The following is a 20162-nucleotide window of genomic DNA, read 5'->3' as shown; positions in this document are numbered from 1 at the left end:
GGAGCCGTATCATGACCACGATCACACCACCCGGAACCACCGGATCCGACCGCACCGCATCGCCTTTCGAGGCCGCCAGAGCGACGGGTGTCCACGGCGCGTCCAGCATCCAGACCTTCGTGCCGGGTGTGGGCGGGCTGTCGAGGACGCACGGAGACGCGGACGGGTTCGCCGCGTATCTGAACCGGTTCTCTCCCGGCAACTTTCGCTTTCGCGACTCCGGGGTGCAGTTCTGGCAGTACGCGGAGCCGTACGACGACTGGCAGGGTGTGTACGGCAGTGATGCCGTGTCGGTCTTCTACCACTCGGGTCACGGCACCATGGACGGTGCGGGTGTCTTCTACGCACCACTGGGGGCGGCGTGGGGCGGCAAGGACTGGATCAGGTCCGACGAGATCACCTGGGGCAACGAGCGTCTGCGCTACGCCTTCTGGTCGACGTGCCTGTCGCTGCGTGTGCACGGCGGACACAGCCCATGGCGCACGTGGGCGGCGCACGCGGCCGGCATGCGCATGCTGTTCGGGTGGGAGACGGTGAGCTGGGACGTCGACGTGTACGGCCGCAGGTTCTGGGACCACTGGAACACCGGACAGTCGTTCTCGGCGGCGTGGCTCAACTCGGGGTGGGACGGTGGTCGCGATCAGGCGCCGTCCGCGTGCGGCATGGGGGCCACGGAAGGCGAAGCGAAGGACAGAGTGTTCGCCGAACGCGCCATCATGGCAGCGCCGGCGTCCTCGAACTGGTGGTGGTGGACGTACTACGATGCGGCACGCAGTGTCGGGGCCCCGACTGTGGGGGCGAACGAGCCTCCGGCCGAGGCGATGTCGGTGCAGTGGGACGACATGGTCTCGCTCACCGGTGCACTCGGCGAGGTCGGGGCGACCACCGTGCACGGGAACCTCGCACGGGTCGCGTTGGCGCACGAACGTGATGCCGACCGTCGCGCATCGAGCGAACTCTCGGCGGCGGATGTCACGGTCTCCGCGCAGAGTGTGATGTCGGCGCTCGACCTTCCCGGGGTGGACACCGAGCCCCATCTGGTTCGCACCCAGCGCGCGGCGGGTGCCCGCGGGGACGGATCCGAGAATGTCGCTCCCCACGTTGCCGGGTACTCGGTCGAGTACCGCCAGATCGTCGAGGGATCTCGGGTCATCACACCCGAGTCGGGTTATGTCCGAGTGCATCTCGACGCAGCCGGACGTGCGCTGTCGGCAGACGTCGCCGTCCGTCCGGTCCGGTCCGTCCGGACGACGCCGCGTCTCGCGGTGCCCGTTGCGGGCGGAGGCGGTGTCGTCCCCACGGTCGGCGCACTTCTCGGTGCAGCGGCGTCGGCGCACCCCGACATCCCGTCGGACGCGGAACCGATTCCCGGCAGTCGCGAGGTGGGGCTGATCAACGACGGAACCATCGCCGTGCGCGGGGCGCACGAAGGGTATCTCGTGTCCGCCGGCCACGAGCTCGAGAAGAAAGTGCGGGTCTCCGTCCCGCTCGATCGCTAGGAGGATCACCATGACCACAACAACGACGTCCCGTACACCGTCGGCGGTGCGACGCTCGCGGTCGCGTGATCACGTCGGTCCGGACGAGAGAATCTTCAACCTGAATCCGTCGGTGGGGACCGAGAGGAACTGGTCGGTGGCGGATGTCGACGGCCGCGGACCCTTGGAGGCGCCGGTGCCACCGTCGAGTGTCGATCTGCGCGCCGACTGGTGGACGGTCGGGGACCAGGGGCGGACCGGATCGTGTGTCGGCTGGGCCGCGGCGGACGGAGTCGGGCGCCGCACGATGGTCGACGCCGGCCGCATCACGCAGGACTGCCGACTCTCACCGCGATTCACCTGGATGGGGTCGAAGGAGTCGGACGAGTTCGTCTCGCGACCGACGGGATTCGTCGAGGGTTCGGGAACGTCGCTCAAGGCTGCGATGGACGTGAGCCGCACGTTCGGGTTCGCGCTGGAGTCGGACCTGCCCTTCGACATCGACACGACGATGTTCCTCGGCAACGAGAACGCCTTCTACGCGGGGATCGCCCAGCGCCGCATCAGCTACGTCGATCTCGCGGCGGACCGGGTGCAGTGGCGGCTGTGGCTGGCACGGGGCGGACCGATTCTCGCCGGATTCTCGGTCGACGATGCGTTCACGTCGGTCGGGTCGGACGGTCTGGTCGGCACGTTCGATTCCGCGACAGTGCGCGGCGGTCACGCCGTGTGCATCGTCGGGTATCGCGCGGACGGCCGGTTCATCGTGCGCAACAGCTGGGGAACGGGTTGGGGTGACGCAGGTTTCGCGTATGTCACCGAGGAGTACCTCTCGGCCGCGTTCTATCCGGAGAGTTACGGCGCCGTCGTCTCCTGACCTCCGGCGCGCATCACCAGGACGAGATTGCTGACCGCGAGTTCACGGAAACCGGGGACGCGGACACACCACCACGCCCAGCGGGGGTGGTACCGAGGGAACGCTGCCAGCAGCGTTCCCTCGGTCGTGTCTGCAGCCCAGCGCAATCCGTGCGAGGCGCGGATCGGGAACAGCGACTCTCCGAAACGGTTCTTCGGTTCGGCGCCGTGCACGCGCGCGTAGCGGCGAGCGGCGCGCTCGCCGCCGAACACGTGCCACGGTCCGGTCTCGTGCCCGCCGAACGGGCCCCACCACATCGTGTAGGACAACACCACCAGTCCGCCGGGCCGCGTCACGCGCAGCATCTCCTCGGCCATGATCCACGGGTGGCGGACATGCTCCGCGACGTTGGAGGAGAGGCAGATGTCGACGCTGTCCGAGCGGACGGGCAACGCGGTACCGGATCCTCGGACGGACCCGCGGGCGTCGAGCCCCGCGGCGTGCATCTCCGAGGCGTCCGGTTCCACGGAGACGTAGTGGGCACCCGCGTCCGCGAAGGCGTCGGCGAAGTAGCCGGGTCCGCCACCGACGTCGAGCACCGTCAGTCCGTCGAGAGTCGTTCCGGTCGCCCCGGTCCACAGGTCGTCGATCAGCATCGCTGTGTCGCGGGCCAGCGCCCCGTAGAAGCGTGCGGGATCGGACTGCTCGAACCGGAAGTCCGACACGAGCGAGAGTGACCGTCGAAGGGTGGCCCGTCGAGCGAGTCCGGCGGTGACGGGAGACGAGGGCACGAGTGGAGACTGTAGCGCCCGGTCGACCTGGCTCGCCGGGCTCACGGCCCGCGGGTCAGGCGGCGAAGCGCAGCACAGTGACGGAGGTGCGTCGGTTGCGGAAGAGCGGGCTGTCGGCCACCAGCGGCATGGAGTTGAACTTCCACGCGCCCTTGTGTGCAGGGAACAAGACATCGGTCGCCGAGGCGACGCCCGGGATCTCGTCGGCGAGCGAACGCCCACGGCTCGACGTCATACTGAAGGGCATGGCCGGCATCGTGTAGTGCTCGGTCAGCTTGACCCCTGCGACGGTCTTGCGGGACAACCACTCGGGAATGGAGTCGAAGATCATGCCGCCACCGGGGAAGAGCTCGGCGCACCGGGTGATCAGATCCATCGCGGTGGGTTCGTCGAAGTACATCAGCAGTCCCTCTGCGGAGACGAAGACGCCCGGCTCAGGGTCGATGCCGTCGGCCCAGGTCAGATCGAACGCGGAGGCCGCGACGGGAACGATCCGGTCCTCGCGCGGCAGGACGCGGGCACGAAGCTCCATGACCGGTTCGAGGTCCACGGAGTACCACGTGGTGTCCGGCCGCCCGAGTCGCCAGTACGCCGTCTGCAGTCCCTCGCCCAGCGCGACGACGGAGGCGTGGGGCCGCGAGGCGAGGTACGCACTCACCGCGGAGTCGAAGGTGCGGGCGCGCAACGCCGCGGCGGCCACGGGGGTTCCGAACTTGGACCAGTCGTACTCGATGGCGTCGCGGACGCGCAGCGCCATCGGGTCGTCGATGACCTTGTCGGGGCCGTCGGCGAAGGCGGCTCGATTGTGGAGCGTGTACAGAGTGGTGGAAGATACGCCGTCGAGAGTGTTGCCATCGATCAACCCGGACGTCATGACATGAGCCTCACTGCAGTGGGTTTTCCCGACCCTAAAAGGAAACTTACCGGTTTTTCGGGGGCCGAAACAGCCATTCTGTGTCGTTCGAACGAATGAAAGACTGCCACGGGGGTGACAGCAGATGACGGAGTTACGTGAGGTGCTGCTGCTCTGTTGGCGTGACAGCGGCCATCCACAGGGCGGTGGTAGCGAGCGCTATCTCGAGCACGTGGGGGCAGGGCTGGCGTCGCGAGGCATCAAGGTCACGCTGCGCACGGCCGGTTACCCCGGCGCACCAGCGTCGGACACGATCGACGGTATGCGCGTCAGCCGCGGCGGCGGGCGCCTGACGGTCTATCCGCGAGCACTCGGAGCGCTCCTCGCCGGGCGGCTCGGATTCGGTCCCCTGGCGGGACTGAAGCCCGACGCGGTGATCGACACACAGAACGGCATCCCGTTCTTCGCACGACTCGTGACGGCGGCTCCCGTCACCGTGCTGGTCCACCATTGTCACCGCGAACAATGGCCGGTGGCCGGTGCGGTCATGGCGCGGCTGGGATGGTGGATCGAGTCCAGGCTGTCGCCGCGGGTCCATCGACGCTCGCAGTACCTGACGGTGTCGCTTCCCTCGGCGGACGAGCTGATCGCCCTCGGCGTGGACCGCGAGAGGGTGGCCGTCGTCCGCAACGGTGTCGACGACATTCCTGGTTCCGTCACGGTGGGCTATCCGGACACGCGTGCGGACGCCCCGACGCTGGCCGTCCTGTCCCGGCTCGTCCCGCACAAGCAGATCGAGGACGCGATCGACGTCGTCGCCGCGCTGCGCGATGCGACGCCCGCCCTGCGCCTCGACGTCATCGGCGGTGGGTGGTGGGACGACAACCTGCGCGACCACGCCCGCGCGCGTGGCGTGGCCGACGCCGTGGCCTTCCACGGTCACGTGTCCGAGACCCGCAAGCACGAGATCCTGTCGCAGTCGTGGATCCACGTGCTCCCGTCCCGGAAGGAGGGGTGGGGACTCGCCGTCGTCGAGGCAGCTCAGCACGGTGTCCCCACCGTCGGCTACCGGCATTCTCGGGGGCTGACCGATTCCGTGGTGGACGGCGTCACCGGCGTCCTGGTGGGCGACGAGTGGCTCAGCCGCGACTCCGACGTCGACGAACTGACCGACGCGGTGCGCACCCTGCTGGACGACGGCGATCTCCGTCGGCAGCTCGGGGAGAAGGCGCGGCTGCGGACCCGGGAGTTCTCGTGGACGTGGTGCGCGCGAGCGGTGGAGTCGGTGCTGCGCGAGCGAGTACACGGCCGAGCGGTGTCCGGGCTGGTCGCGGGTAGGCCGGAGGCCGGTCGGTAGGTGGTCGCGGGTAGGCCGGAGGCCGGTCGGTAGGTGGTCGCGGGTAGGCCGGGGGCCGGTCGGTCCGGAATCAGCGAGTCCGGGTGCGACGCGCTCTCGTGACGGCGACGCCCGCCGAGATCAGGACGGCGGCCGCCCACAGCAGATGAGCGACGATCGCCGGCAGACGATCCGAGCGTGCACGAGGAACCGGATCAGCGAGTGAGTACAGCGTGAGATCGGCGTCCGCGTACACGGGTTCCAGGCCCGCGAGGGTGCGTGCGGAGTTCCCGCTCTCGCCTGCCGACCTCTCGACCAGGATCCACCCGACTCCGAGTGCGGCGAGGTCGCTCGCCGGGGCACCGGCCAGGAGCAGGCCTTCGACTCGCCCCGCGACGGTGTTCTCTCCCCGGACGACCGTCCCGCCCACCGGGAGATCTCCGGTGCCGAGCACGTCGGCGTCCAGCAGCCTCGGAGCGGGATCGAGGACCGGTGCCTCGCCCGACCAGTCGAACCGGCGGAAGGTACCTGTCGGCAGGACGGCCACGAGAGCGTCGGACGGTCCGACACCGTCGATCACCGAGGACCACCCGGCGGGGTAGTCGACCGGACGCAGCGCGCCGTGCACCCCCCATGCCAGATCAGGCAGGACGACGAGCAGCCCGGCGACGGCGGACACGGCTGCGAGCCGGGGACGCGTCCCGCTGCGACCGGGTCGATCGACCGCGGCGCCCGCACTCAGGGCGAGTGCCGGCATCCACAGGGCGACCCATTTCTGACCGTCCCGGAACAGCCCGGCACCGGGTACCGACTCGGCGGCCCATCGGCCGACGTCGAGCCCGATCGGGGTGGCGGCGAGGGCGACGAGCACCACGGACACGGCGCCGGTGAGCAGGAGCGTCGCGACCACGGGCGATGCGGTCCGGCGCAGACGGGGGAGTCCGGCGGCGGCCAGGCCGAGCAGCACGGCGGTGCCGACGACGGCGAACAGGCTGGTTCGGCTGCCGGGAACCGCGTCCGCGTTCCAGATGCCGCCCAGACCGGCGAGCGCTCCGATCGTCCCGAGTCCGGGCTCGGCCCGCGCCGCGAAGGCCGCGACACCCGCCGGATCGGCGCCGGTGCCGGCCCCGGACACGGCGGTGGCCACCAGCCAGGGCAGCGACACGATCACCGTGGTGACAGCCACGACGACGAGCCGCCGTACGCGGCGTGCCCCTCCCGGTGCGGCCAGGACCACCACGGCGAGAACGGCGCAGAGCAGCACGCCTGTCGGGGTCAGCCCGGCGATGCCGAGACACAGCACGAGGGGCGCAGCGGACCGCAGGTCACCGCGGTCGCGGAGGGTCATGGTCGCGACGACCGTCCAGGGGAGAGCCGCGTAGCCGACGAGCAGGCTCCAGTGTCCCTGCAGCAGACGTTCGGCCACATAGGGGTTCCACACGGCCACCGTGGCGGCCACCAGACGAGGGCCGGTCGAGGCGCCGCCGAGCACTCGCGCCGTCATCTGCGCGGCGCCCCACCCGGCGGCGATCAGAGCGAGAGCGAGCAGTCCGACGACCAGTACACCGCCGTCGACGACCGTTGTGGCGACCGCGACGACGGCGTCCTGGGGAACCGCCCGAGCTGCCGAGTCGGACAGGCCCAGGGCCGAGTCGGTGAGATACGACCGGGGCGTCGACACCGCGTCACGCAGCAGTAGGTGGCCGCCACCCGGAAGCAGCACACGCAGGAGCGGGCCGAGGACGACACCGGTGAGCACGACGGACCAGGCGAGGGACCACGCCCCGGCTGTCCTGCTCGACCCTGCGATCATGAGGGCATGATCCCTGCGCGCACCTCCACCGTGGTGGCCGGGGTGAGCATCGTGACGGCGGGGTCGATGGCGGCGAACATCGCCTCGTATCTGCTGCACCTCCCGGCCGGGCGTGTGCTCGGGCCGCAGGGCTACGGGGTCTTCGCGTCGCTGCTCGCCGCCCAGCTGGTACTCGCGGTGCCGGCGCTGGCGTTGCAGACCGTCGTGGCGCGTGACCGGGTGCGCGGTCGTTCGGTGGCTGTCTCCCGCAGGCTCGGACACCTGTACGCCGTGGTCGTCGCCGGTCTCGCCGTCGTCGCGACTCCCGTCGTGGCGGCTCTGCTCCACACCGACGTCGTGACCACGGCGGCGGCCGTCGTGACGGCGCCGTTCCTCGTGCTGCTGGCCACTGAACAGGGCCTGTTGCAGGGAGACTCGCACTTCGGTGCCCTCGGCGGTGTGCTCGCGGCGAGCGGCCTGGCGAAGGTGGTGCCCGCCGTGACCGCCCTGGTGCTGGGCGGAGGTGTGGGACCAGCCCTGGTCGCGGGTGCGGTGGGGACCGCGGTCATGGCGCTGGCCGCGCGCATCGTCGTCGACCGCGCCGAGCAGACGGACGAGCACGACCGGCCCGCCGCGGCCGGGACCTGGCGTGACGTGCTCGCCGCATCGCAGGTCCAACTCGTGATCGTCGCGTTGTCCTCGGTCGACCTCCTGCTGGCCCGACGCGTCCTCGACCCGGAGGCCGCGGGTGTCTACGCGCTCGGCGCCGTCGCCGCGAAGGCCGCCTTCTGGCTCCCGCAGTCGGTCGGCGTGGTGCTGTACCCGAGGATGGCGGATCCGCGTCGGTCGGCGTCGGCGGTCCGCACCGCCCTGCTGGTGCTGCTCGGCGTCGGATCCGTCGTGGTGGTGGGTGCCGCGATCGTCGGGCCGATCGTTCCGCTGGTGATGGGCGCGGACTACGCGCCGGTGCAGTACCTGCTGTGGCTGTTCGCCGCGCAGGGCGCGCTGTTGGCCGTGGTGCAGTGCGGTCTCCTGGCGGCCGTGGCCCGCGGCGACACGCGCTCGGCGCTGGCGGCGTGGACCGTGCTGCTGGTCGAGGCCGTCCTCGTGCTGACGATCGTCGACAGCGCGACCGAGCTCGTCGTCGTGGCCGCGGCATGCGCTGCGGTCGCATCTGTTGTGGTCTCGACCAGCGCGCTCGGGCGTGTCCGTGTGCTTGGATCGGTGGATGACCGAATCCGGGGGGTGGGTCCGTGAGGCTGCGTAGGGGCATGACGGGGATCGACGTGCTGCACGAGACCACGGGAACGTGGGTCGATCTGAGAGCTGCTGGTGGAGAGGAACTTCCGAGCGGAATCGTCGAGTTCCTCGGTGCCGGTGAGCGTGCTCGCGACGTGGCGCGCGATCTCGTGGACCGGGCCGCCACCGCCGGGACCGCCACTGCGTCGACGTCCTTCGCCTCCCTGCCGTTCGAGCCGCGATCGCTTCGCTGCTTCGCGGGGTGGGACCAGCACTGGCACCAGGCGGCCGAGCAGATGGTGCGTCGCAACCTGCCCGCCGTCGTGCCACTGGCGAAGGCGTTCCAGGCGATCGCGCGGAAGCCGTTCCCGCCTCTGCGGCCGGGCGCCGCGGCAGTCGAGCACCCGATCTACTACACGGGCAATCACCTCTCCGTCGTCGGCGACGGCGAACCCATGTCGTGGCCCGCGTACACCGAGCTGTTGGACTTCGAACTCGAGTTCGGCGCCCTGGTGGTCCGGCCCGTCGTCAGCGCCTCGACGGCCGAAGCGGAAGCGGCGATCGGCGGCTTCGTGGTGTTCAACGACTTCAGCGCGCGCGACGTGCAGTGGGACGAGCAGCGCAACGGTCCCTTCGGACCCGTCGTGAAGACCAAGACGTTCGGTAGTTCCATGAGTGCCGAGGTGGTCACCGCGGACGAGGTCCTGCCGCACCTGACCGATCTGCGCGGCACCGTCACCGTCAACGGCGAGGTGTGGTCGGAGACGTCGACACGAGGCGGCCGGTGGTCGCTGGTGGACGGACTCGCCTACGCCAGCAGGTCCGAGAGCATCGGCCCCGGCGAGCTGCTGACCTCGGGGACCTTGCCGTCGGGGTGCGGGATGGAACTCGACCGCTGGGTGCGGCCGGGCGACGTGGTGCGCCTCGAGGTCGAGCGCATCGGGTCGGTGACCAACACGGTGGCGGAGCCTGCCTAGCTGGGTAGCGGGCAGGCCGGAGGCCGGTCGTTCGACAGTAGTGTCGGTGCATGCGTGCACTGGTGATCGAGGAGTTCGGCCGACCGGGAACCGTGCGGGAGATCGACCGTCCCGACGCGGCTCCCGACGGTGCGGTGATCCGGGTGGCCGCCACCGGGGTGTGCCGGAGTGACTGGCATGCCTGGCAGGGACACGACGGGGACGTGCGACTGCCGTTCGTTCCGGGCCACGAGTTCGCGGGAACGGTCGTCGCCGTGGGTGCGGACGTCGACCGCGACTGGATCGGTCGTCGCGTCACCACCCCCTTCGTGTGTGCGTGTGGGTCGTGTCCGACGTGCGCTGCCGGCGACCACCAGGTGTGTCCCCGTCAGGAACAGCCCGGGTTCACACACGACGGGTCGTACGCCGAATTCGTCGCCGTCCGGTATGCCTCGACCAACCTGATCGCGTTGCCGGACGAGGTGTCGTTCGACGTGGCGGCCACTCTGGGATGCCGGTACGCGACCGCATGGCGGGCGGTTCATCGCCGCGCCCGCGTGGTGGCAGGCGAGCGCGTCGCCGTCTACGGGTGCGGTGGGCTCGGCCTGTCCGCGGTGATCATCGCGTCCGGGGCCGGCGCGGAGGTGACGGCAGTGGATCGCTCCACCTCGGCGCTGAACCTGGCGCGCCGACTGGGAGCAGCTCGGACGGTGCAGACGCCGGTCGACGACATGCACGTCGCGCTGGAGTGCTCCGGGCATGCCGGGTTGGCGGACGAGGCGATCCGGGGTCTGCGACGGCGCGGTCGGCACGTGCAGATCGGGTTGCTTCCGGGCGGCGGGCACGTGTCGATGGACGTGGTGATCGCGCGAGAGATCGACGTGCTCGGCAGCCACGGGCTGGCCGCCCACGAGTACCCCGAACTGTTGCGCACTCTCCCGCACGCCGCCGTGGGATCGATGATCGGAGGCCGCAGACGACTCGAGGACGCCCAGCTCGCGCTGGACGCCCTCGGTGAGTCTGCAGGAGTGACGCTGCTACTTCCCTGACGGGAAGGCCGGAGGCCGGCCGATTCATGACCTGAAGGCCGGAGACGTCAGTCCTTGCGGAGGTTGGTGCGGGGGATCTCCTCGGTACGGTCCGTCGTCCAGTCGTGGTCCGGTGCGGGTGAACCGGCGCCGGAGGTACGAGGTCCGGTCGTGGGTCCGTCGGCCACCGGACGTGTTCCGCGGGTGGTGCGGCCGCCGCGCAGGAGCAGCACGATGCCGACTGCCAGGAGGATGACGCCCAGAACGCCGGCGACGATCGGCACGGTGCGGCCGATCAGGGCGATCTGGTCCTTGCCGTCCTGTGCGCGACCGAGCTGGTAGGTGACGGTGTTGTCGTCGAAGCCGATGACGGCCTTGACCACATCCACCTCGGGAGTCCCGGCGCGGCGTGCGTAGTACTGGTGCACGTCCTCCTGGCCCTTGACGATGACGCCGGTGACGGGCTCGACGTAGATGTCCCGGGTGTTCTCGTAGTACCGCGTCATCGTGATCGGTGTGGCGCCGCCGTCGACGCCCCACGTGCTCGCGGGGAGAGCGAGCTTGTTGGCCGGCGAGGGGACGACGGCGGACAGGTCCACCGCGGGGATGGTCTGCGTGTAGTGGTAGACCGTGACGCCCTCGATCTGCGTCTCCTCGACGAAGGTCATGTCGTAGCTCTCGCGGGCCACGGTGTCGAAGAAGGGGTAGGTCTGCTTCTGCGAGTCGAACGGGAACTTGTACTGCAGTCCGGTGTGCGGCACTTCCTCGGCCGGCTTGTCGGCCTGGCTCTGGATGGATCCGACCGGGTCGACCGGCATGGAGGACACGCGGTCCAGGCTCACGCGGTCGACGGTCGCGGTGAGCAGACCGGTGTCACCCTGTCGATCGGTGCGTCGCAGCGACGAGCCGGCCTGCACGGTGATGACGTCGGAGTTCGACGGCTCCTCCGTGGTGACGAAGCGCTGGGAGATCAGGGGGACGTTCTGATCCACGACGGCGGAACCCGCTGTGAGCGAACGCGAATCGAGCACCGACCCGGTGCCGGTGGACACGCTGGTGATCTCGAGGTCCAGCGGCGTCTTCTCGAGGCGCCCGACCGTGTACAGCGGGATCAGGATCGCGATGACCAGGAAGAAAGCTCCGAGCCCGATGAGGATCGGCGGGATCACACGCGTCGGTGTGGATCTGTTCGCCATACTGGAGGTCCCCTTTGTGCATGTGCACTTGTCAGTGCATACCGGCCGTGATGGGTCGAACACTAACGTATTGGGCCGCTCCGAGTTCGGGTGCGATGCGGCAGACTCTCCTGACGATGACCACTGCAGAGAAGGCCCGCGTCGATCCGCGCATCGGCGGATTCGTGCCCGCGCTCGAGGGGATGCGCGGTCTCGCGGCCGTCGGCGTGCTGCTGACCCACGTCGCGTTCCAGACGGGATCGACGGGCACACCCCTCGTGGGCCCGCTGCTCGGCCGTCTCGATCTCGCGGTGGCCGTGTTCTTCGCGCTCTCGGGGTTCCTGCTGTGGCGACCCCACGCGGCCGCCGCGCGCGGCTCGCGGCCGAGGCCGTCCGTCCGTACCTATCTGGTGCACCGCGCGGCACGCATCCTGCCCGCGTACTGGCTCGTGGTCGTCGTCGTGCTGGCCCTGCTGCCGGGTGCGGGTGGTGGCGTCCGGGTGTGGATCGCCAACCTGACCCTCGTGCAGGTGTTCGTCCCGTTGACGTTGACGCAGGGCATGACCCAGATGTGGTCGCTGTCGGTCGAGGTGGCGTTCTATCTGCTGCTCCCGTTCATCGGGGTCGCCATGGCCGCGCTCCGCGGACCTCGAGCCCGTCTGCGCACGCCGGTGCTGGTCGGGGTGTCCGCCCTGTCGCTCGGGTGGACCTTTCTCCCGATCTCCACTGCGGACGGCGTGAACATCGAGAACTGGCTGCCCGGCTACCTGGCGTGGTTCGCGGCCGGGATGGTGGTGGCCGAGGCTGCTGCCGAGCTGGCACTACGCGAGACCCGATCAGACTCCGACCTGCCCGCTCAGTCCCGACCGGTCTCCGACCTGCCCGCTCAGTCCCGACCGGTCTCCGACCTGCCTGCTGTCCCGCTGGTCGTCCGGATCGCGAGCCGACGATGGTTGCTCACCGGCATCGCGGCGGTGGTCTTCGCGGCGTCGTCGACACCGATCGCGGGCGCGCAGGACCTCACGACGCCGGCGGCATGGCAGTTCGCGGTCAAGGTGGCCTTGGGCGCCGTCGTCGCGTTCTGTCTCATCGCGCCCCTGGCCGTCGGAACGGGTGTCCGTACCCGGTGGCTGTCGGGTCCGTTCGCGCTGATGATCGGCCGGTGGTCCTACGGCATCTTCATCTGGCACCTCGCGGTGCTGGCCGTGGTGTTCCCCGTGCTGGGGGTGTCCCCGTTCGGCGGGCAGTTCCTCCTCGTCGCCGGTGCGACGGTCGTGTTGACGCTGCCGGTCGCCGCGGCGAGCTACGCGCTGGTGGAGGAGCCGGTCCGTGTCGCACTGCGTCGGCGGGAAGCGCGCAGGGCCGACCGGATCCGGGCGAACGAGGGAAGCGCCGCGAGCGCCACGGCGCCGACGGATGCCAGCGCTGCGAGCTGAATGACGGCCGAGTGGCCGACGTACCCGTCGGGATCACGCCAGGGGCCGGTGGACAGCATCGCCCCGGCGACACTGAGTCCGAGCCCCGCGATCGCGACGAGCACACGACCGCGGACACGGGCTCCCCAGTGATGGTCGACGGCGGCGACCGCGACGGTGAGAACCGCCAGCCAGCCGAGTGCGGCGAGCCCACCGATGACCCACACGGCGGCGAACAGTCCCGCGTGGCCGACGAGGGCGGGTCGCCAGGTGGGTGTCGGTGCCGTCGCGGGGTCCGACGGGCGGCGCCGCATCGTCATCACGGCCAGAGCCGCGAGAAGCGCCAGGCCCGCGACGATCGCCGTGCGGTACCAGGTGTCGGCGGGGAACGTCAGGGTCACCTCGCCCGAGAGGCCGGCGGGGAGAATCCACCCCTGCTGCCACCCGTTCACGATCACCGGGGCGAGCACCTCTCCGTCCGGGCGCGTGGCCACCCATCCCGGGTTGGTGCTCTCGGGCACCACGAGAATGCGCTGAGTCGAGGACCCGGTCACGACGACGCGGCGGGAGTCGGCGGTCCACTCGTCCGCGGTGACCGCCACGGGCGTGGGGCCGGCGCCCGGGAACGCAGCGAGTGGTGCCGTGCGCAGCACGACGCTGTCGACGACGAAGGCGTCGCCCGGGTCCACCGACACGGACTGCGAACCCGAGGGCAGCGGAACAGGATTGGAGACGTTCGCCGCGACGGGGACATCGCCCTCGCAGAGAGACGCACGGATCGGTGCGCCGGTGGCCAACGCCCCGGCCGTCGTCGAGACGGCGGTGCGGACGAGCTGATCCGCGATGGTCAGGGTGGGGCCGGTCGCGCACGACGTCACGATCGGGCGGTCGGGATCGAACGCCGCCCCCGCGGACGCGGTACCGGATTCGGAGAGCACCGTGATCTCGGCCAGACCGGGAGGCCGTACCTGGTCGAATCCCAGTGCCGTGCGGTCGAGTACGTCGTCCCAGTCCAGCAGCGAGACGATGATCTGGTCGGTCACCGCCGGTTCGAGGGACACTCTGGTGTCGCCGTCCGCGTCGACGTCGCGGACCTGGGGGCCGGTCCCGAGGTTCACCGCGATCCTGGTCGGATGAGACGGCAGTGCGCCGAGGCTCTGGGCGATATCGAGCCCGTCGACCGAAACGGGTTGCAGCAGTTCGAGAGTGACGGTGGGATACGTTCCGGCCCGGCCCTCGATCGAGTCCTGACTCGCGGTCCAGGACGTGCGGTCGTCGCCGTCCGTGAGGGCGAAGGTCGACCCCCGGACGTCGGTGACCTCGGCCGCACCCCGAGCCCGCGGACGTGTGGCGTCCTGCAGGAGATCCTCCAGCGCGGACGACTGACGCGAGCGCAGCCAGAGTTCGGGGGTCACCGCCGTGCCACTGGGAACCGAGAGCGTGCGCTGGAAACCGTCGAGTTCCTCGGGTTCGACGGCCACGCCACCGGCGCAGCGCACCCGATCGGGCGTGTCGACGCAGCCTGTCCGGCCCGGAAGCTCCTGTGCCAGATTCCATCCCGTCACCGTGACGCCGTCGGCCGGAGCCGGCATCTCCGTGAGGTGCCGGACGACCACCGGTGTCGGCGCATCGGGATCCGTGTAATCGGTGAGGCGAAGGTCGCTGACGCCGAACTGTGCTCCGACCGAACCGTTCTCGGTCTCGGTGGCTGTCACCCGGATCCGCGTCGTCGTGCCGGCGGGCAGTGAGACGGTCACCGGATCGCCCGGTTCGGTGATGCGTGCGGCTGCGGTCCCGTTGTCCGTCTCGATCTCGACCCATTTCACCGGTGACCCCAGAGCGCCGGGGCTGGTGCGGAAGTCGAGCAGGCCGGACTGCACCGGGCGATCGAGGTCGAGCTGGATCCACTGACCGACCGAGCTCTCGAGGCCGTTGCTCACCCAACTCGTCGCGGCGTCGCCGTCGACGGCCGCCGCCGGACCGTTGCCGGGCGAGGCGCCGCCGAACTGGGTGGCGTCCGATGCCGAGGAGGAGACGGACACCCGGGCACCGGACCACGCGCCCTCGACCAGCGGCGCACCGTCGACCGGATAGTCGGACACGAGATTGAGTGTGCGGCGGGGATCGTCGGATGTGCGCAGGGCGCTGCTGTGATCGTCGACGGAGCCGAAGTCCACCTCGCGGTTCATCGGGGTGTCCGTCACCAGGACGTCGTCGACCGTGAGCCCGGCGGCCCGGGCGTCGCCGTCGAGAAGTACCGGTCCCGCCGGAGTCGGGTCCAGGCCGCCGCGCTCGCGGTGCTCGTTCAGGCGAGCGAGGACCTCGGGCCCGCCCTGCACTCGGGGCACGTCGTCGGCCACCACCGTGTACGGGCCGGCGACGGCGGGGGTGCCGGGAGTCGCCTCGAAGATCTCGATCGCGGGATAGGTGGGGCGCAGGTCGGAGTCGGCGACGATGCCGTCCACCCGTCCGGGCCCGATGTCGTCGCCGAAGGTCGCGACCCGCTCGAGCCCGGGCGAGTTCTCTATGCTCTGGTGCGCCAGCGAGGTCCGGGTCGAACGCGACGTCTCGGGGTCGAGATCGTTGCGCATCACGAGGTAGCGGACGTTCATCGATGCCAGCGTGTCGGCGAGCCCGTCGGACGGTCTGCCGTCCGCGAGAAGCCGCTGCACCGAGTCGAGGGCGCGGATCGCGCCGGGCGGCACCAACGGGACCGCGTCACGGACGGCCCACGGCGAGGCCGCCAACGCCTGCAACGGTTCGTCCCGCGTCAGCCCCCACAGCTGAGCGGCCAGGGGCGCACCGGGAACGACGAGCGCGCGGGACCCCTCGGCTCCGGTGCCCGCGTGGTCGGCCAACCAGCCCGCCGCGTCGGACCATTCGGCCGGAACGGCCTCGTACGCGCCCCGCGGCGCGAGCCGCCCGGTCCAGGCCAGCGAGGTCGAGACGGTGAGTGCCACCAGGACGAGTGCGGCGAAAGCGACGAGGGGCTCCCGTTCCGGGTGCGACGCCGCGCGACGCCAGCGAGGCGACGGCACCGAACCCGGCAGCGGCACCTGCGCCAGCAACTGTGCGAGGCCCAGCGCTAACGGCAGTCGGATCACCGGTTCCAGCTTGTGGATGTTGCGCAGCGGCGCACCGGAGGTGTCGAGGAACAGTCGCACCTGCTCGGAGACGGGGGAGGCCAGTCCGCCGACGTACCCGGCGGTCATGCCCACGAGCCCGATCAGCAGCACCAGGGCCAGCCGACCGCGTGCCGGCATCGACCGCATGCAGAGCCCGGCCATTCCCGCCGCGGCCACGACGGCAGAGGCGATCACCGCGGCGGGTTGTGTCACCACCACAGCGCCGGCGATGCGTTCCGGCGAGACGAACGGTGTCCAGCTGCTCGTGCCGCGCAGGACCTCCACCAGCGAGGCCCACTGCGTCGTCGTGCCGGCCGACTCGATGTAGTCGAGGAACGGTGGACTGACGCCGCGCAGAATGAAGAGGGGAACCAGCCACCACGTCGTCGCGGCGACGAGACACCCGATCCACCACAGCGAGAACCGGCGCCACCGGGCGTCCGGCCTGTGCGCGAGCCACCACACGATCGCCACGAGGGTGGCCGCCGCCGTCGCCACGGCGTTCACGGCACCCATCGCCGCGACGGCCAGCGCCGAACACGCGGCGGCGCGCGGAATGCTCACGGAGCGGCCGGAGAAGACGCGGACCAGGGGGATCAGTACCCATGGCGCCAGCATCATCGGCAGTGACTCGGAACTGATCGACCCCAGGGTGGTGATCACCCGCGGAGCGAGGACGAACGCGAGCGCACCCACCACCCGCGACCCGCGGCTCCCGACCCCGAGGGCCTCGCACAACCGCAGGACACCCCAGAACCCGAGAAAGATCAGCACCGCCCACCACAGGCGCTGCGTCACCCACCCGGGCAGCCCCAGCACGTCACCGAGGGCGAAGAACGACCCGTGCGGGAAGAAGTAGCCGTACGCCTGGTTCTGTACCTGGCCGAAGGTGGCGTCGGACGTCCACAGGTGGGACGCACGCGAGAGGAACCCCAGCGGGTTCTGCGTCAGGTCGTACTTGGTGTCGGCAACGGTCAGGCCGGGAGCCTGCAGGAACGCCAGGACCAGCGCACCGACCGCGGAGAAGAAACGCCACCGGGCCCCTACGGGCGCGGTGACGGGAGCATCGGACGTCAGCGGCTGCCGTACTCGACCTGGTTGAGGAGGGAGGACTCGGCGTTACCGGAACGATCGACCTCGGGGCGGGTGTCGGACGAGGCGGCGGCAGTGGCGCCGAACACCACGGCCACTCCCAGCACGACGCCGATGACGGCACTGATCGCTGCGGATTTCACGAGCAGAACCTATCACTTCGACCGGCCTCCGGCCTGCCCGTTCACTTCGACCGGCCTCCGGCCTGCCCGTTCACCTCGACCGGCCTCCGGCCTGCCCGTTCACTCATCTGCCGGGCGGCACGATCAGTACAGGGCGATGGCTGTGCTTGAGCACGAGATCGGCACAGGACGACTGCAGCAGCGACCGCAGACCGGTCCGGCCGCGCGTCCCGGTGACGATGATGTCGGCGTTCACCTCGTCCGCCGTCTCGACGATGGTGGTCCAGATGGCGGAGTGCGACTCCTCGCAGCGCCCGTCGGCGTTGATGCCGGCGCGGACGGCCAGCTCGAGGCCCTCGCTGTTGGTGACCTTCGCGTCGGCGAGTGCGATGTCCTCGGTCTGCTCGTCCGGCAGCCACTCCGGCGCCATCACTCCGGACAGGCCGGACATGCGGGCCGCCTGTCGCACCATCGGTTCCCACGCGGTGAGCACGATGGCGCGTTTCGCCTGGAGGAATCTGCCGGCGTAGTCCACCGCCCTGCGCGCATTGTCCGAACCGTCGTACGCGATCAACATGACGTCACACGACATGAGAGCCTCCAGGCTTGTGGCGGTGGCTGACGATCTTACCGTCGCGGTCGGGTTGCGGGGAGGCTCACGCGATAACGTTTCGGGTATGTACCTGCGCCGAGTTCTGACCCTGGTCGCGACGTGCGCGATCGCCACGACGGCGTGCGGGACGGGGGACGCGGCGGCTCCCGCACCCACGACCACCGGCGCGGCCACGGCATCGCCCTCGGCTCCCTCGGCGGTCGTGTCGACGTCCGAGATGCCTGCGGCCACACCCGATGCGTGCGCCACCGCCATCGACGCCATGACGCTGCGGCAGCGGCTCGCCCAGCTGTTGACGGTCGGGGTCACCGGGACCGACGACGCCGTGGCGGTGGTGGGCGCCGAGCAGGTGGGTGGTGTGTTCGTGGGTAGCTGGACCGACAAGACGATGCTCACCGGCGGCGGTGTCGATCGCATGCAGTCGGCCGCCACCGTGCCCGTCATGGTGACGATCGACGAGGAGGGCGGCCGGGTGTCGCGGGCAGCCGACCTGCTCGGTTCGGTGCCCTCGGCACGCGAGACCGCCGCCACGATGACCCCCGAGCAGACCTACGAGATGTGGCTCGAGCGCGGACGTGGACTGAAGGATCTCGGCATCACCGTCGACTTTGCTCCCGACGTGGACGTCAGCAGCCAGCCCGACGACTCGGTGATCGGTGACCGGTCGTACTCGGACGATCCCGCCACCGTCGTCGCGTACGCCGGAGCTGCTGCGCGCGGTCTCCGCGACGCCGGGGTGATGCCCGTGATCAAGCACTTCCCGGGGCACGGCTCCGGATCGGGCGACTCGCACACCGGCGCCGTCACGACACCGCCGCTGTCCGAACTGCAGGCCCGCGACCTGGTTCCGTTCCGCGATCTCGTGTCCACCGGAGTGGGTGCCATGGTCGGACACCTCGACGTTCCTGGCCTGACGACGGAGGGCGTGCCCGCCAGTATCAGTCCCGCCGCGATGGCACTGCTGCGTGACGGCACCGGCTACGGGGCGGCGCCGTTCACCGGCCCGATCTTCACCGACGACCTGTCCGGCATGGCGGCGATCACGTCGCGACTGGGCATCGAGGACGCGGCGCTGGCCGCCCTCGTCGCCGGGGCCGACGTCGCCCTCTGGATCACCACCGACGCGGTGCCGAGCGTCCTCGACCGTCTCGAGGCGGCCGTGGCGTCCGGGGAGTTGAGCGATGCGCGCGTGGACGATGCGGCCCGGACCGTCCTCACGGCCAAGGGAGCCCTCGGCTGCGCCTGACTCGTCCCGCGGACGGTGACGTAGAGTCGGGAGGTCGTACGGCGGACAGCTCCGGGGAGGACGCATGGCAGGCGGAACCAAGCGGTTGCCGCGCGCCGTCCGTGAGCAGCAGATGCTCGACGCCGCCATCGAGGTGTTCTCCGAGAACGGCTTTCACAGCACGTCGATGGACTCCATCGCCGCACGGGCCGAGATCTCGAAACCCATGCTGTACCTGTACTACGGCAGCAAGGACGAGCTCTTCGCCGCGTGCATCCATCGGGAGGGCCTCGAGTTCGTCGCTGCGATGACTCCCGCGGCGGACCCGACGCTCACTCCCCGCGAGCAGTTGCGCAAGGCATTGCTCGGGTTCCTCACGTTCGTGGACGAGCACCGCTCGTCGTGGATGGTGCTCTACCGGCAGGCGATCGGCCAGCAGGCCTTCGCCGGTCAGGTGCAGAGCAGCCGCGATCGGTTGATCAGCCTCACCGCGTCGCTGCTCGAGATGAGCACCAAGGACCCGCGGCCGGAACACAACTTCGGACTGATGGCCGTCGCCCTGGTCGGTGCCGGCGAGGCCGTGGCCGACAGGGTCGCCGGCGGCGAGATCGACGTGCACCAGGCGGTCGACCTTCTCGAGAGCCTCGCGTGGCGGGGGCTTCGGGCCTGACGCGAGTTCGCGGATGCGCGGGCGCAATCACGTGCGTGGTGCGTCTGCGAAATACATTCGTACATACCGCGATACGGTGTATTTCTCATTCGAACGAATGATTTAGCGAGCAAAAAGCGATTCGTGGACTGTTTCGGCCTACAGTTCGAACCGCACAGTTCGCCGCGAGAACTGTCGTGCTGCTCGCGGCTGAGGGAATCGCTGCAGTCCTGTCGGACGCAGTTCGTCCCCGCGCTCCTGCCGCTCTGCCGCAAGTCCAGTTCGAGGCTGATCATTCGAGGAAGTTCATGAACGGTTCCACGGCGCTCGGGGCGCCGGACGATGCGTCCCTCCCGACTGAACTGCGGCTCACCCCCGCACCCGCCCCGCTCCACCAGGGGCAGCGTCTCGTCCGGC

The 20162-nt window shown here is 70.2% G+C and carries 15 protein-coding genes and 1 pseudogene; 9 read left to right on the top strand and 7 right to left on the bottom strand.

Annotated features, from left to right (window positions below):
- Positions 1-11: 11 nt before the first annotated feature.
- Both HQ308_RS10435 and HQ308_RS10430 read left to right on the top strand, forming a co-directional pair.
- Complete coding sequence (locus tag HQ308_RS10435) at positions 12-1499, top strand: DUF6345 domain-containing protein (protein ID WP_222646342.1); 1488 nt, start codon at positions 12-14, stop codon at positions 1497-1499.
- A 10-nt stretch (positions 1500-1509) separates the two neighbouring features.
- Positions 1510-2355, top strand: coding sequence for a C1 family peptidase (locus HQ308_RS10430; protein WP_222646341.1), 846 nt, complete (start codon positions 1510-1512; stop codon positions 2353-2355).
- Here HQ308_RS10430 and HQ308_RS10425 read toward each other — a convergent pair.
- The gene (locus HQ308_RS10425; RefSeq protein WP_308115742.1) at positions 2334-3125 is read right to left on the bottom strand and encodes a class I SAM-dependent methyltransferase; all 792 of its coding nucleotides are present in this window, start codon (positions 3123-3125) and stop codon (positions 2334-2336) included. The genes HQ308_RS10430 and HQ308_RS10425 overlap by 22 nt on opposite strands.
- Before the next feature lie 55 nt (positions 3126-3180).
- A complete protein-coding gene (locus HQ308_RS10420; protein ID WP_222646339.1) occupies positions 3181-3999 on the bottom strand; it encodes a class I SAM-dependent methyltransferase in 819 nt (272 codons plus the stop codon).
- Between the two features lie 124 nt (positions 4000-4123).
- Between HQ308_RS10420 and HQ308_RS10415 the strand changes: the two genes are divergently transcribed.
- Positions 4124-5335, top strand: coding sequence for a glycosyltransferase family 4 protein (locus HQ308_RS10415; protein WP_222646338.1), 1212 nt, complete (start codon positions 4124-4126; stop codon positions 5333-5335).
- Positions 5336-5405: 70 nt separating this feature from the next.
- Here the strand turns inward: HQ308_RS10415 and HQ308_RS10410 are convergent, their stop codons facing one another.
- A complete protein-coding gene (locus HQ308_RS10410; RefSeq protein ID WP_222646337.1) occupies positions 5406-7127 on the bottom strand; it encodes a hypothetical protein in 1722 nt (573 codons plus the stop codon).
- Between the two features lie 6 nt (positions 7128-7133).
- Here HQ308_RS10410 and HQ308_RS10405 point away from each other — a divergent pair, with 6 nt between their 5' ends.
- The 3 genes from HQ308_RS10405 to HQ308_RS10395 are packed head-to-tail and all read left to right on the top strand — an operon-like array spanning position 7134 to position 10350.
- Positions 7134-8363, top strand: coding sequence for a polysaccharide biosynthesis protein (locus HQ308_RS10405; RefSeq protein ID WP_222646336.1), 1230 nt, complete (start codon positions 7134-7136; stop codon positions 8361-8363).
- Positions 8360-9322 carry a fumarylacetoacetate hydrolase family protein gene (locus tag HQ308_RS10400; RefSeq protein WP_222646335.1) on the top strand — a complete coding sequence of 321 codons (963 nt, stop codon included), beginning with the start codon at positions 8360-8362 and terminating at the stop codon, positions 9320-9322. The genes HQ308_RS10405 and HQ308_RS10400 overlap by 4 nt, the downstream gene beginning before the upstream one ends.
- Before the next feature lie 50 nt (positions 9323-9372).
- Positions 9373-10350, top strand: coding sequence for an alcohol dehydrogenase catalytic domain-containing protein (locus HQ308_RS10395; protein WP_222646334.1), 978 nt, complete (start codon positions 9373-9375; stop codon positions 10348-10350).
- A gap of 47 nt (positions 10351-10397) precedes the next feature.
- Here HQ308_RS10395 and HQ308_RS10390 read toward each other — a convergent pair whose 3' ends face one another.
- On the bottom strand, positions 10398-11525 hold the full coding sequence (locus HQ308_RS10390) for a DUF3068 domain-containing protein (protein ID WP_056441268.1): 1128 nt from the start codon (positions 11523-11525) through the stop codon (positions 10398-10400).
- Positions 11526-11545: 20 nt separating this feature from the next.
- Between HQ308_RS10390 and HQ308_RS10385 the strand changes: the two are divergent.
- Positions 11546-12790: pseudogene (locus HQ308_RS10385) on the top strand (acyltransferase family protein); the annotation flags it as partial.
- A gap of 17 nt (positions 12791-12807) precedes the next feature.
- Here HQ308_RS10385 and HQ308_RS22935 read toward each other — a convergent pair.
- From HQ308_RS22935 to HQ308_RS10370, 3 genes are all read right to left on the bottom strand, one after another.
- A complete protein-coding gene (locus tag HQ308_RS22935) occupies positions 12808-17121 on the bottom strand; it encodes an alpha-(1->3)-arabinofuranosyltransferase (RefSeq protein ID WP_222646480.1) in 4314 nt (1437 codons plus the stop codon).
- Positions 17118-17279, bottom strand: a complete 162-nt coding sequence (locus tag HQ308_RS10375) for a DUF2613 domain-containing protein (RefSeq protein ID WP_231476388.1) — start codon at positions 17277-17279, stop codon at positions 17118-17120. The genes HQ308_RS22935 and HQ308_RS10375 overlap by 4 nt, the downstream gene beginning before the upstream one ends.
- Before the next feature lie 103 nt (positions 17280-17382).
- On the bottom strand, positions 17383-17850 hold the full coding sequence (locus HQ308_RS10370; RefSeq protein ID WP_027506188.1) for a universal stress protein: 468 nt from the start codon (positions 17848-17850) through the stop codon (positions 17383-17385).
- 85 nt (positions 17851-17935) lie between these two features.
- Here HQ308_RS10370 and HQ308_RS10365 point away from each other — a divergent pair, with 85 nt between their 5' ends.
- Both HQ308_RS10365 and HQ308_RS10360 read left to right on the top strand, forming a co-directional pair.
- Positions 17936-19117: a glycoside hydrolase family 3 N-terminal domain-containing protein gene (locus HQ308_RS10365; protein ID WP_056441275.1), complete on the top strand. Its 1182-nt coding sequence runs from the start codon at positions 17936-17938 to the stop codon at positions 19115-19117.
- A 64-nt stretch (positions 19118-19181) separates the two neighbouring features.
- Positions 19182-19766, top strand: coding sequence for a TetR/AcrR family transcriptional regulator (locus HQ308_RS10360; protein ID WP_027506190.1), 585 nt, complete (start codon positions 19182-19184; stop codon positions 19764-19766).
- Positions 19767-20162 lie beyond the last annotated feature (396 nt).

It is taken from the genome of Rhodococcus sp. BP-241 (assembly GCF_019836145.1).
GTDB lineage: Bacteria > Actinomycetota > Actinomycetes > Mycobacteriales > Mycobacteriaceae > Rhodococcoides.
Note: the sequence above shows the minus strand (reverse complement) of the source record. Positions and strands in the feature narration are given on the sequence as shown.

Bases quoted from the DNA above. Each gene is read 5' to 3' on its own strand.
- HQ308_RS10435 (WP_222646342.1), top strand. From the start codon at position 12: ATGACCACGATCACACCACCCGGAACCACCGGATCCGACCGCACCGCA.
- HQ308_RS10430 (WP_222646341.1), top strand. From the start codon at position 1,510: ATGACCACAACAACGACGTCCCGTACACCGTCGGCGGTGCGACGCTCG.
- HQ308_RS10420 (WP_222646339.1), bottom strand. From the start codon at position 3,999: ATGACGTCCGGGTTGATCGATGGCAACACTCTCGACGGCGTATCTTCC.
- HQ308_RS10415 (WP_222646338.1), top strand. From the start codon at position 4,124: ATGACGGAGTTACGTGAGGTGCTGCTGCTCTGTTGGCGTGACAGCGGC.
- HQ308_RS10410 (WP_222646337.1), bottom strand. From the start codon at position 7,127: ATGATCGCAGGGTCGAGCAGGACAGCCGGGGCGTGGTCCCTCGCCTGG.
- HQ308_RS10405 (WP_222646336.1), top strand. From the start codon at position 7,134: ATGATCCCTGCGCGCACCTCCACCGTGGTGGCCGGGGTGAGCATCGTG.
- HQ308_RS10395 (WP_222646334.1), top strand. From the start codon at position 9,373: ATGCGTGCACTGGTGATCGAGGAGTTCGGCCGACCGGGAACCGTGCGG.
- HQ308_RS10390 (WP_056441268.1), bottom strand. From the start codon at position 11,525: ATGGCGAACAGATCCACACCGACGCGTGTGATCCCGCCGATCCTCATC.
- HQ308_RS10370 (WP_027506188.1), bottom strand. From the start codon at position 17,850: ATGTCGTGTGACGTCATGTTGATCGCGTACGACGGTTCGGACAATGCG.
- HQ308_RS10365 (WP_056441275.1), top strand. From the start codon at position 17,936: ATGTACCTGCGCCGAGTTCTGACCCTGGTCGCGACGTGCGCGATCGCC.
- HQ308_RS10360 (WP_027506190.1), top strand. From the start codon at position 19,182: ATGGCAGGCGGAACCAAGCGGTTGCCGCGCGCCGTCCGTGAGCAGCAG.